Raw genomic sequence first — 12,683 nt, forward strand, 5'->3', positions numbered from 1 at the left:
CTTGGAGAAAGGAATGAGCGCACCTGTCGTGATCGTCGGTACCGGGCTGGCCGGTTACAACCTGGCCCGGGAGTTTCGCAAGCTCGACAGCGAAACCCCGCTGCTGCTGATCACCGCCGACGACGGGCGTTCCTACTCCAAGCCCATGCTCTCCACCGGCTTCGGCAAGAACAAGGACGCCGATGGCCTGAGCATGGCCGAGCCCGGGGCCATGGCCGAACAACTCAAGGCCGAGATCCGCACCCACACCCGCATCAGCGGCATCGACCCGGGCCACAAACGCCTGTGGATCGGCGAGGAAGCGGTGAACTACCGTGACCTGATCCTGGCCTGGGGCGCGGAAACCGTGCGGGTGCCGGTGGAAGGCGATGCCCCCGAGGCGATCTTCCCGATCAACGACCTGGAAGACTACGCGCGTTTCCGTGCGGCGGCGGCGGGCAAGCAGCGTGTGCTGCTGCTGGGCGCCGGGTTGATCGGCTGTGAGTTCGCCAATGACCTGATCCTTGGCGGTTACCAGGTGGAACTGGTCGCGCCGTGCGAACAGGTCATGCCGACGTTGCTGCACCCGGCGGCGGCCGCCGCTGTGCAGGCGGGCCTGGAAAGCCTTGGTGCGCGTTTTCACCTGGGCCCGGTGCTGACCCGCCTGCAACGCAGCGGCGATCACCTGGAGGCGCATCTGTCGGACGGCGCCACCGTGGCCTGCGACGTGGTGGTCTCGGCCATCGGCCTGCGTCCGCGCATCGACCTGGCCGCCGCCGCCGGCTTGCAGGTCAATCGCGGGGTGGTGGTTGATCGCCACCTGAAAACCTCCCACGCCAATATCTACGCCCTGGGCGATTGCGCCGAGGTCGATGGCTTGAACCTGCTGTATGTCATGCCGCTGATGAGCTGCGCCCGGGCGCTGGCCCAGACCCTGGCCGGCAATGCCACCGCGGTGAGCTACGGCGCCATGCCGATCACCGTGAAGACGCCGGTGTGCCCGCTGGTGGTGTCGCCGCCGCCCCGTGGCAGCGAAGGCGTGTGGACGGTCGAAGGGCAGGGCGCCGACATCAAGGCCCTGTGCCGCGACACCGGCGGTCGGCTGCTGGGTTATGCCCTGACCGGTGGCGCGGTGATGGAAAAACTGGCCCTGAACAAGGAACTTCCGCCGTTGCTGGCGTAAATACCGGTCCTTCTGTCGTAAACACCCGCTTCTTGCCCCTACAAAGGTCGTAACGAGACTGGCGCGGGACCTTGCCTCGTGCCATCCTCACTCCCGTCTGCCGCAGAGTAGAGCCTGCGGCGCCTTGGGCGCTGTTCCGGAAGAACAGCACGGACATAACAACAAAAAACCGTCAAAGAGGCTTCATTATGCGTAAACCAGAACTCGCCGCTGCAATTGCTGAAAAAGCGGACCTCACGAAAGAACAGGCCAGCCGCGTGCTCAACGCCGTCCTCGAAGAAATCACCGGCGCGCTGCACCGCAAAGACAGCGTCACCCTGGTAGGTTTCGGCACCTTTCTGCAGCGCCATCGCGGTGCCCGTACCGGCAAGAACCCGCAAACCGGCGAGCCGGTGAAGATCAAGGCCAGCAATACCGTCGCATTCAAACCGGGCAAGTCGCTCAAAGATAGCGTCAACCCGTAAGCGTCAGGTACCACTCCCGGAGCAACGGGAGGGCTGTAGGAAAAATGGGCACGCCGATCGGATCGGGTGCCCATTTTTCATTCTGGCGGTGCTGTCGCAAGGCCCCCACTGTTCAGTGTCGAATCAACAATCTGCAGACGACCGGATAGCCATGTGGGAGCGGAGCTTGCCCGCGAAGAGGCCGGTGAGAACGCTAAAAGCTTCGCGGGCAAGCTCCGCTCCCACTTCAGGTACGTGTTCCGCCATCAGAATATCGTCGTGCCCAGCCTTTGTGTGCTGGCTTGTCGGGATGCCGCATTACGGCGATGGCGGTTTCAGGGTTTCGGCAGGGCTGCCAGGCAAGCGGCGGCCGCATCGACCACCCCTTCCAACTGACTCTCCTCGGTGTAGGAGAAGTTGCCGTATTGGGCCATGGCCCGGCAGGTCGAGAGCTGTTCCAGGGCTTCGCGAACATCGCCGGCGGCTCTGAGTTCAGCCGTCTTGTCGATGAAAAACTGAGCGGACTCGTTGCGGCTTTTCTGCAATTGCGCGATCAGCGTGCCTAGGGCGGTGGACAACTGTCGTACCTGGTCGTCGAGGTCATCCTCCTCGTAGAGGGCGACCATCATGGGCGTTTCTGGCGCATGAGCAGTTTTTCGAAGTGAGTAATGAGATCGGTCCATTGTGGATAGGTCATGCCGTCGATGAAAAAGTCTCCCAGCCATTTGGGATGACAACGCATTGTCAGGTTCTTGATCGCTTCGTTGCGCTGACTGTCGTTGCTAGCCGGGTCCAGCACGATGTCTACCAGTGCCTGGATCTCATCGGCTTCGTCTTCATAGCCCGAGCGTCTCAGCAGGTCGCAGAGGGTGTCGTTGCATTCTTTGAGGTTCATAGTCGTTCCGTTGCTCCTGAATATCGTCCGCCGGCCGTAACGACTTGCCATCCGCCGCCGACCTTGTCCGCGCCCCATTGTGGTTGGGGAGCCACTCGGCCTTCCAGCAGGACCTGGTCGCGGGTCAGGGCGACCTGGCCTTCGTGTACCGCGCTGTTGCTGTTGGGCAGCGCCAGGTTCGCGCGTCTGTCCGCTGCGGTCGCGCCCGCCGAGCCACGGGTGACGTAGATTTGCGAAGCAGTGCCGGGTTTGTGCTCGGTGATGGTGAACACATCACCTTTCTTTCCTCGAGTGGCGTAGATCTGCCCCTGGAAGCTATCGACGGTTTCACGCTGGATTTTTTGGTTCAGCCCCCGGCTTTTCAGCAGCTTGCGCGCGGAGTTACGGGTAATCGGCACTTTGCCCGAAGGACCACAGCTTAGTCCAAGGGGGTCGACCCAGGTCAGAGGGTTCGGCGCATAGGCATACAGGTTGAGGCCGCCGGCCAGGCCGATCGGGTCGGGTGTGGTAAAGCGCCCGATATCCGGGTCGTAGAAGCGGAAGGTGTTGTAGTGCAAGCCGGTTTCGCGGTCCAGGTACTGCCCCTGGAAGCGCAGGTTCTGCTCCTCCAGGTAATGGGGCTCGCGTGTTTCGCTGACGGTATTGCCCCAGATCCGGTAGCGCGCCCGCCAGACCACATGGCCGTCGCTTTCCGTCAGTTGTTCGGGCAAGCCGCTCTGGTCGTTGTGGTAATAGCGGACTTTCTGCAAGGCGCCGCTGCCGTCGACCCGGGCCAGCGGCTCGTGGCCATCGTCCGCGTAGAGGTAGAGGCTGCTCAGGCCGTGTCGGTGTTCCTGCAGCAGGCGCAGACCGTCCCAGGTGAAGCGCGTCTCGCCCAGGGGGTAACCGTGGCTGTCGTGCTCGCTCTTGGCGATACGCCGGCCCAGCGGATCGTAGCTCATGCGCACCACGGTTTCCCGCGCACCGTCCTGGTTGCGCACCTCGATCAGACGGTGCTCGGCATCGTAGGCGAAGCGCTGGACCCGATGGCTGCCGCTACGCTTCTCGATCATCCGGCCGAAGGCGTCGTAGCGATAGCGCTTGTCCTGGTAGGTCAGCAGCTTGTTGTGCAGCACCCGGCCGCCTGTGGGGCCGTCCAGCAGATTGGCGGCGGCGTCGTAGGCGAAGGTCTCGTTCTGGCCCTGGACGCTGTCCTGGCTGGCGACGATGCGACCGCTGGCGTCGTGGTGCATCAACTGTCGATGGGTGCCGCCCGGCTGTTGTTCGAGGCGGCCGACCAGGTGATCGGCGGGATCGTAGTCGAAATGTTGCTGCGCCGGCGCGGGCAACGCCGAAGGTTGGCTGATCGGGCGGCGCAGGCGCGAACGCAGGCGTCCGGCGCGATCGTATTCGCTGCGGGTATCGAGTTGACCTTGGGTGCGCAGCACCTCGCGGTGCAGGCGGTCACGCTCGAAGTCGCTGATGACCCGGCTGTCCAGATTGATCTGGTGCAGATGACCACTGCCGTAATACAGCCGATTGAGCCAGCGACCATCCGGCAACTGCGTCTGGATCAGATTGCCCAATTCGTCGTAGTGATGCTGGAGGCTGCCCGCCGTGCTTTGTTCTTCCAGCAACTGGCCAAGGGCGTCGTAGGCGAAGCCCAGGCTCTGTGCCTGGCCGTCATTATCGGTAAAGGTGACCGCCGTCAGTTGATCCAGCATGTCGTAGCTGTATTCGGTGCGGCCGTCGTCGGTGATTTTGGCTGTCAGGCGTCCGGCAGCGTCGCGTTCGAGGTGATGGACAATCGGTGCGACCGGCGTTGCGGGGACTAGCGCCAGGCCGCTGCCATGGGGCGCGGGCAGGGTATCGACGCGAGTGACATCGTTCCGGGCGTTGTAGGTGTAGCGGCGGGCGCTACCGTCCAGGTCCTGCTGTTCCACCAGGCGGTCGCCGGCATCCCAGGCGAAGCGATAGCTTTCGCCGTTCTCATTGCTCAGCGCCTGCAAGCGTCCATAGGCGTCGTAGCTGAACTGCACCTGCCGACCGCTGGCATCGATGCGCTGGCGCACCTGGCCGCGACGGTCGTAGTGGTAGGCGATGGTCTGTCCGGCGGGGTCGGTGTAGCCGATCAACTGGCCGTCGGCATTGCGCTGGTACTGGTGCGTGCGGCCGTCCGGCAAGTGGCTGTTCAGCAAGCGGCCCTGGGGGTCGTAGTCGTACTGGGTGCGTTCGCCCAGGGCATCGGTGATCGTGCGCAGCAGACCGCGCTCGTCGTAACCCAGGCGTGTCGGGTAGCCGGAGCAGTCGATATGTTCGAGCAGTTGACCGAGGGGGCTCCAGCGCAGGGTTTTGCTTTTGCCGCTGGCGTCGATGATCTCGACGGTCTGGCCCTGGGCGTCGACGCGATAGCGGGTAACGTGACCCAGTGGATTGGTTTCCTGGATGCAGTTGCCACGGTTGTCGTAGCGGAACTGCCAGCTGTTACCCGCCGCGTCGGTTTCCACCAGCGGCAAGGCCCAGTGCTCCAGCCAAAGGGTCGATTCGCTGCGGCCCAGTGGGTCCTGGGTGGTGCACAGGTTGCCAGCTTCGTCGTAGCTGAATTGGTATTGGCCGCCCTGGGGATCGATGGCGCCGAGCAACTGGCGTTCGTCACTCCACTGGAACTGCCAGGTCTGGCCGAGGTTGTCGGTGTATTCGGTGATCTGGTGTTGCGGGTTCCAGCGCCGGGTGCTGGTGCGCTTGAGGTTGTCGGTGACGCGGGTGGTCCCGGCGTCCAGGTCGTAGTCGAAGGCATATTCATCGCCTTCGTCGGTCCAGTGACGTACCACCCGCCATTCGCGGCCGTCGATCTGTGCCCATTGGTAGAAGCAGCGCAGGCCGACGGACAGTTGGTGCTCCACCAGCCGCTGGCCGTCATCGTAGGCGAAGCGCCGTTGCGCATGGCCGGTGGCATCCAGTACTTGCGCCAGGTCGCCGCGCAGGTCGTAGGTGTAACTGACCAGAAGCTCGTTCGAATGATCCGGGTACAGGCGCTCGATCCGGCTGACCCGGTTCGGCCATGTGTCGCTGTAGATCAGTTGGGCCTGGACGAGATCGAAGGTGTCGCGTAGACGCAACAGTCGCCCTGACTCGTCGTAGTCGAGATAGAGGCGGTTGTCGTTGCGGTCGCCCAGTTGGGTCAGACGCAAGTGAGTGGGCTCGCCGGGCTGGGTTTCGAAGAGGCGATAGAGACCGTCGTCGCTTTCGATCAATAATTGACCATTGCCATGCCGGCGGACGCTCAAGCCTTCACCGGCACTGAACACCGCGCTGCCCAGGGGGATCGAGCCCATGTCGATACGCCGAGCCTGTTCGTCGGTGTAGATCAGTCGTTCGCCACCCTCGGGGTGTGCTTCGACCTGCACGCTGACTTCATAAGGCACGCTCCAACCTGCGCCGAACAGGCCGTTGCGACGCTCGTCGCGGCTGTTGTAGAAGCGTTGCCAGTCGAGGCGCAGCAGCCCCGGCAGGGCGAAATCCAGATCGTCCAGGCCACCCAGTACCTTGGCGCCGGTGGCGGCGTGTACCGGGTTCGGCGAGCCGGCGATGGCATTGGTCAGTGCGCCGATGGCCTGGCTGGTGACAAAGGAATTGACCCCGGCCAACAGCATGCACGGCAGGTTGCTGAGAAATTTGCCCTTGCTGCCCTTGAGCATCATCAGCGCGGTGATGGCCAGGCCGACGCCCGGAGTCTTGCCGCTACGGATCTCACGCACCACCACCGAGCCGCCGCCGATGGTGACGTTGGGTGAGATCAAGCCGGACGAAACGACGGTAGCGTCACAGGTACTGCGGTCGCCACTGCGCACGGCGGGCTGCCCGTTGATGCTGACCTTTTCCGACCCTTCGGCGAGAAACTGCGGCGGCATCGGCGGATGCTTCATGCAGGTCACCAGATCCAGCGGCTTGGGCACGGCGCCGGGAGCGGGCGTTGCCACCGTGGGTCGCCACATCTGGGCAAAGAAGCCCTTGGCGATATCCAGGTAGCTGGCTTCCGGGGCCGGCTCATCGCTGTCTGGCGTGCCGGCCGCTTCGACGTGGGACGGCACCGCACCGGCGGCGCGGGCGGCGGGAATCGAGTTGATCAGGGTATTGGTCGAGCCGGTGAGGATGGTGGCCTGCACCGTGGGCGGAAAGAGGCTGTTGCCGATGCCCTCGCACATCTTGCTCAGGCCCTTGTCGGCGCCGGTCTTGCTCATCGCCACGCCGACAATGACCCCGACCACGGCGCCCAGGACACAGGCCCCGAGGCCGCCGGTGGCGACGGTGATCCCGGTGGCGGCAACCACGGCTGCGGTGGCCAGTGCGCCGATGGCGACGTTGGCCGCGACCTCGAGCACGCCGCCGAGAATATCGGCCATCATCGAGGTATGGGACAACGCGTCGCCCAGGCGGGCAGCCCAGAGCGGGTCAGACATGAAAGGTCATCAAGACAGGTGGTCCATCATCAGGTCAAGAGCGGTGCGGAGTATGAATGATCTGATGTTGGTGGGAAATTATTCCTACTGCGATTGCGGGGGTGGATCACAGTTGTCGAGCAAATAGCGGGCGCACGCCTCCAAGAACATCGCGCCCCTTGTAGGAGCAGGGCTTGCCCGCGAAGAGGCCAGCAAGCCTTGCATCGTCTGTCCGACCGCCATCGCCAGCAAGCCGGCCGCTACAGGGGGGCCTGTATTTATTTCAGCCCGCGTTCACCTGAAGCAGCTGCAACGGAGCGTGCCTCTCGCCGGCCTCGATGAGCAGCCCATCGACCTTCTTCAGCGCCGTCAACAAGCTACCCACGCTGCGGGCATTGAGCCGCACGCCATCGGTGAAGGCCTTGTTGATCGAGACCATGACACTGGAAACGCTCTCGTCCGCCTGCGCCTCCAGCAAGTTGTCCCGCAGGTGAGTGATCAGCTCCTTGAAATGTGGATCGTCCAGGGAAAGGGGGGCTTCCAGATCGTGCTTCTTCAGGGTGCTGATCAGCAACCCCAAGGCCACGCTGGCCCGCATCAACGCTCTTTCTCGTGCATCCATTCGCTGTCTCCTGTGTCGAGGTCCGGCTCTAGTGACGACTCAAGGATAGACCACGCTGGGGATGGTGCTTTTGAAGGGGCGGGTGAGCGACGACTGGTCTGGTGGTAGCACTCTGCACCAGAGCGTTTCATTGTTTTTCCGTTGGGGCCGCATGGGGTGTAGATCACTTAGGATGATGGCTTGGATTTTGAAAAGTATTTGATTCTCATAAAGGATATTTCCCCCATGTTTGAAAAACAGAACGATCAAGTAGTGACCTCGGCTCGGTTGTTGTCTGCATGCCATGAAAAGATCAAAGATGACAGAGATCTTAAAGATCGAATGGCGTTAATTGATGAGCTTTACTCACATGCGAACAGTGAGGGCCATGCGGCTGCACGCTTTGCCGAGTTGGTGGCTGATCGTGTGTATGAATATGAGGCCGAAACAGTTTTTATTCCTTATTCTTCTCAGTCGCAAGCGTTGGCATTTCTGATGGATGAGAGGGGGGTTAAGCAAAAAGATCTCTCTGCTATTACGACTCAAAGTGTGGTGTCCGAAATTTTAAACGATAAAAGAAAAATGACAGGTATGCAGCTAAAAAGGTTGTCCGAAATTTTCAGGGGCCCGGTTGAGTTTTTTATGCCGGCCGATGAGGCTTTGCGGACAGCCCGGGAACCCTATGCGGGTAATGCGGGATGAGTCCGAGAATGAAGCCTCCAGCAGGGCATTCACCACTGCACGAGCCACTTCAAGCCGAATGCAGCATAATGGGGTTGGTATGCAGACTGATTTCGTCATCATTGAGCTCCGCGATTTTGAGCAATCGCCGGCTGCTGAGACCGTGGTTACGCGGCCGCTGCTGGCCGTGTGCAGAAGCTTTCTGACGATCGTGTGTAGGCCTCACATACCCAATCGACTAGACTAGCGGAATCGAAGCTACAGCCCACAGATCAGACAGGGAAGACGCTCCAATGGCTACGGCCCGACAAATCATTGCTCTGTTAAGCAGTCACAATCAAGGCGACGAGGAGCAATTCCTATCTATCGCACTTCAAGTGGCGGCGGCGGAAGCACGTCGGGGGCGTTTAGAGGTTGCCAACGAACTCAAAATGCTCGTAGACACTGCTCGCAAGGTAAGAACGCCTCTCAAAGGCGTTACTTCCCGGGTAAGCGGCCAAGTAGCTATTCCAATTTCTAAGCCACGAGGAGATCTTGAAAACCTCCTTTCTGTGACGTACCCGAAAACTCAAATCCAGGATTTAATCCTGAACGAGCCCAAGCGGGATAGGCTAAATCGTCTAATCCATCAGCAAAGGCAACGTGACAAGCTACGCAGTCATGGCCTGTTTCCAAGTTCGCGTTTATTGCTTGTTGGGCCACCTGGGTCAGGTAAAACCTTAACCGCATCGGTACTTGCTGGCGAGCTGCAGCTACCACTTTTCACTATTCGACTTGAAGCAGTTATAACTCGCTTTATGGGTGAGACGGCCTCCAAGCTTCGACTGATTTTTGACCAGATTGCTTCTGTTCGTGCTATCTACTTGTTCGACGAGTTTGACGCGATCGGCGGACGACGGAATGCTGACAATGATGTAGGGGAAATGCGGAGAGTCCTTAACTCTTTTCTTCAGTTTTTGGAAGAGTCGAATAGCACTGATAGCTTAGTTGTAGCAACGACGAATCATCCGGAACTATTGGATCGAGCACTGTTTCGCAGATTCGATGACATCCTTGAGTATTCCTTACCGGATGCCGATGGTATTAAAGCAGTCCTTAATAGATACTTGCATGCTTATATTCCTAAAAGATCTTCGTGGGTAAAAGTTATCGAGGCTGGGAGTGGTCTTAGCCAAGCAGAACTAAGCCGAGCTGCCAGCGAGGTTGTTAAGGAAATGATTCTTGGGAGCGTAAAACAGGCATCAGTCGAAACAATAGTTTCTGCACTGAAAGAGCGTCATGCGCTGAGAAATGCTATGTCGGGGTTAACTCCAGCCTAGTTATTCGAGTCAGGCAGGAGCCACAGGATTTAAGGATAATTCCATATGACTTCAACGTACAGCCTGCCCCATCTACGCTTCGAAGGCTTTCGAAGTGAGCACCCCTATCAGCGCCCCCAAAAAGACTTGAGTGGGGTGTCTTCCGGGAGGGATGCAACGCATGGCAGTCGTTTGCGCGAAAAATTTAATCTGGCATTTCAATCTGCAGCGGGTCAGAACAGATATTTTGATACGGATATTAGTGAGACAGCAGAAGCCCTTTATTTTGAAGTTACTCTTGCTGTAGATACGTCTGTACCAGATTTGAACTGGAAGACGAAAAATATTCGTTTGTCGGCACTAAGGGCAGCTGAGAACGGGGAGGTAATCGGAGCACTTTATGTTCCTCAGGACTCCATTGAGTTTCTGAATACAAAATTACAGGAGTATGCCGAGCAGAAATCGGCGTCAGGAAAGTCAAAAAATGAGAAAAAATTCTCTCCTGTAGAAAATTTCAGCTTGGGTGACGTAGAAACACTCTGGACAGATTCGCGTGCATTCCCTCGAGGTATGACGACAAACTTATGGTGGGAATGCTGGTGTATTCGCTCGAGAGCTGAGCGGGTCCGTCGGATTGCGCATAGACTTAAGTTGCGAGTTAATGAAAAAAGTCTGATATTTCCTGATACTGAAGTTTTAATGATTTACGCCAGTACATTTGAAATCACGATATTAGTAGGGAACTCGGACGGTATAGAAGAACTACGAAAAGCCACTGACAACCCTTATTTTTTTACTCGTTTGACGGCAAGCGAAAAAACGGGCTGGGTTTTAGATTTGGTCTCCCGAATAACTCCCCCGGCATTGGGCTGTCCAGCCGTATGCATACTGGATAACGGCGTGAACCATGCTCATCCATTCCTTAACATCGCCATCTCTGACGAAGATTGCCACGCAATTAACTCGGCCTGGGGCACGGATGATCATGATGGGCACGGTACCAATATGGCTGGGACTGCCCTTTTTGGGGACCTTGCCTTTGTTCTGGCGGACCAGAGAACCGTAGAGCTGGCTGCGAGACTGGAGTCAGTAAAATTTCTTCCTCCTCCAGGCATGAATAGAAACGACCCCTCAAGCTATGGTGTTATCACTCAAGCTGCTGTGAGCCTGGCGGAAACCAACGCACCGATGCGTAATCGAGTGTTCTGTATGGCTGTGTCCAATGACGATGTGTCCGGCGAACGTCCTACGACCTGGAGCTCTGCAATTGACCAGATTTGTTCAGGTTCAATGCTGGGAGACTTCAACGATAAGGGGCTTCCTGGCCCAAGAAGACTATTCATTCTTTCAGCAGGCAATATCCCGGACTCAGATTTACCACTGGATGAGTCAGAGCTGGGTGAGTTCCCCATAGAAGATCCAGGGCAGGCATGGAACGCTTTGGCCGTCGGCGGATTTACCGACAAGACCGATTTGCACGATGCTCCTGGGTACGAGGGGTGGAGTGCTCTTGCCCAAGTCGGTGATCACAGTCCCTATAGCCGACCGTCCATAGATTGGGAGCACTCACGTAGCCCGATGAAGCCAGAAATCGTTTTTGAGGCTGGCAACAAGGCACTCAGCCCTGATGGTCGTCAGGTAATTTCGGGGCTGTCTGCCTTGTCCAGTCTGACAACATCTCGTGATTTTATAAAAAATCCATTCGAAGAGTTTTGGGCCACTAGCTCAGCAACAGCCCAAGCAGCAGGTTTGGCAGCCGCGATCATGGCTAAATTTCCGAACTTCTGGCCAGAAACAATAAGGGGGTTGATGATACACAGTGCGCAGTGGACTCCTGCAATGCTAGGTCGCCTTAAAGGTAAGACAAAGAAAGAACGTATCGCGCTCGCTCGTCATTTTGGTTACGGTGTTCCGCAGCTACAGCGGGCACTTGCTTCTGCACAAAATGATTTGGCTCTAATCTCAGAAGCACACATCCAGCCATTCAAAAAAGCGCTGAATGAATATGGAAAGGAAGTCAAGGGGCCATGTTTCAATGAGGTCCAGTACTACGACTTGCCTTGGCCTAAAAGCGAGCTGGAGCGCTTGGAAAACCAGGAGGTTCAGCTAAAAATAACGCTTTCTTACTTTGTTGAACCAAGTCCAGGCGAAATGGCACAAGTGATACCCGCAAGATACCAGTCTTATGGCCTGCGCTTTGCGCTCAAGCGAAAATCAGACACGGACATTACCTTCAGGCATCGGCTAAATAAGCTCGAACGTCAGGGCGAGAAACCGCCACCTGCCGAAGCGGATGATAATTGGACGTTTGGTTCACAGAGTGTCGCTGCAGGATCGGTACATAGTGATGTCTGGGTGGGGCCGGCAATTGATCTAGCCGCTAGAGACAAAATTGCAATTTACCCGGTATCGGGGTGGTGGCGTTATCGTGAGCATCTGAAGAGGTTTCGATCTACGGCTCGTTATAGCTTGATTGTGTCAATTTCTTCAGCCGGAGAGGATGTTCAGCTGTACACAGAAATCGCGAGCATAATATCGTTGCGTGTTGAAACTGATGTTTCTATTGAAGTTAGCTCAAACGTTTAATACTAGTTTAGTGCGCAGTACTCGCTCCTTGTTGTAAGCATAAGTCCTGCTTTCCCGAGTGATATCAGCAACTATCGGAGGTAGCTGCTGATATGAATTTTACTTCGAGTATACGGCTCGTCGTCGGCTCTGCCAGCCAGCGACGTAGCTGGTATTAGATAAGTCTGTTCGGCGAGGGTTAATCTGGATGAATTGAGCGCGATCCCTCCAGCAATGCATCCACCACCGCCCGGGCTACTTCCACCGAATGCAGCATACCCCAGAACAGCGCCCGCTCGACGGGGTTGGTATGCAGGCTGATTTCGTCGCCGTTGAGTTCAGCCGTTTCGAGCAGTCGTGACACGTAGGTCAGTGCATCCTGGGCATTGATGCCTGGTTGGATGGCAAACAGCGTGGGCTTGCAGGGATCTTCAGGGATGACGGGTTTGGTGGATGTGAAAGCGAGGGTGTCGAGCAGTCGAGGTGTGTCTGTAGAGGATGATATGCCCTTGTCTAAAGGACCATTCGGTATTCTACGCAGGTATGTCTCTTTATCTGTGGTACTGGGGATTTTGCGAGCGGCCGGCGGATCGGGGGTGATCTTCTTACTAGTCATGGAG

At 57.8% G+C, this 12,683-nt stretch carries 10 protein-coding genes; 5 read left to right on the top strand and 5 right to left on the bottom strand.

Annotated features, from left to right (window positions below; translation table 11 throughout):
- Positions 1-13: 13 nt before the first annotated feature.
- Positions 14-1,162 carry an FAD-dependent oxidoreductase gene (locus tag M5C71_RS30515; RefSeq protein WP_248769472.1) on the top strand — a complete coding sequence of 383 codons (1,149 nt, stop codon included), beginning with the start codon at positions 14-16 and terminating at the stop codon, positions 1,160-1,162.
- Positions 1,163-1,350: 188 nt separating this feature from the next.
- Positions 1,351-1,626 carry an HU family DNA-binding protein gene (locus M5C71_RS30520; protein ID WP_040071769.1) on the top strand — a complete coding sequence of 92 codons (276 nt, stop codon included), beginning with the start codon at positions 1,351-1,353 and terminating at the stop codon, positions 1,624-1,626.
- Positions 1,627-1,940: 314 nt separating this feature from the next.
- Here the strand turns inward: M5C71_RS30520 and M5C71_RS30525 are convergent, their stop codons facing one another.
- The 4 genes from M5C71_RS30525 to M5C71_RS30540 form a co-directional block, all read right to left on the bottom strand.
- Positions 1,941-2,234, bottom strand: a complete 294-nt coding sequence (locus tag M5C71_RS30525; RefSeq protein WP_248769473.1) for a hypothetical protein — start codon at positions 2,232-2,234, stop codon at positions 1,941-1,943.
- Positions 2,231-2,500 (bottom strand): hypothetical protein, encoded by a 270-nt coding sequence (locus M5C71_RS30530; RefSeq protein WP_103499393.1) that lies wholly within the window; start codon positions 2,498-2,500, stop codon positions 2,231-2,233. Before M5C71_RS30530 ends, M5C71_RS30525 begins: the two co-directional genes overlap by 4 nt.
- The gene (locus M5C71_RS30535; RefSeq protein WP_248769474.1) at positions 2,497-6,939 is read right to left on the bottom strand and encodes an RHS repeat-associated core domain-containing protein; all 4,443 of its coding nucleotides are present in this window, start codon (positions 6,937-6,939) and stop codon (positions 2,497-2,499) included. The genes M5C71_RS30530 and M5C71_RS30535 overlap by 4 nt, the downstream gene beginning before the upstream one ends.
- A 262-nt stretch (positions 6,940-7,201) precedes the next feature.
- Positions 7,202-7,540 (bottom strand): hypothetical protein, encoded by a 339-nt coding sequence (locus M5C71_RS30540; RefSeq protein ID WP_247263079.1) that lies wholly within the window; start codon positions 7,538-7,540, stop codon positions 7,202-7,204.
- 225 nt (positions 7,541-7,765) lie between these two features.
- Here M5C71_RS30540 and M5C71_RS30545 point away from each other — a divergent pair, with 225 nt between their 5' ends.
- The 3 genes from M5C71_RS30545 (at position 7,766) to M5C71_RS30555 (ending at position 12,084) form a co-directional block, all read left to right on the top strand.
- Positions 7,766-8,221: a transcriptional regulator gene (locus M5C71_RS30545; RefSeq protein WP_349294023.1), complete on the top strand. Its 456-nt coding sequence runs from the start codon at positions 7,766-7,768 to the stop codon at positions 8,219-8,221.
- Between the two features lie 272 nt (positions 8,222-8,493).
- The gene (locus M5C71_RS30550) at positions 8,494-9,519 is read left to right on the top strand and encodes an ATP-binding protein (protein ID WP_248769476.1); all 1,026 of its coding nucleotides are present in this window, start codon (positions 8,494-8,496) and stop codon (positions 9,517-9,519) included.
- Between the two features lie 45 nt (positions 9,520-9,564).
- Positions 9,565-12,084 (top strand): S8 family peptidase, encoded by a 2,520-nt coding sequence (locus M5C71_RS30555; RefSeq protein WP_248769477.1) that lies wholly within the window; start codon positions 9,565-9,567, stop codon positions 12,082-12,084.
- 178 nt (positions 12,085-12,262) lie between these two features.
- Here M5C71_RS30555 and M5C71_RS30560 read toward each other — a convergent pair whose 3' ends face one another.
- Positions 12,263-12,679 (bottom strand): hypothetical protein, encoded by a 417-nt coding sequence (locus M5C71_RS30560; protein WP_248769478.1) that lies wholly within the window; start codon positions 12,677-12,679, stop codon positions 12,263-12,265.
- Positions 12,680-12,683: the final 4 nt, after the last annotated feature.

This window comes from Pseudomonas sp. MWU12-2345, from assembly GCF_023242385.1.
Classification (GTDB): domain Bacteria; phylum Pseudomonadota; class Gammaproteobacteria; order Pseudomonadales; family Pseudomonadaceae; genus Aquipseudomonas; species Aquipseudomonas gingeri_D.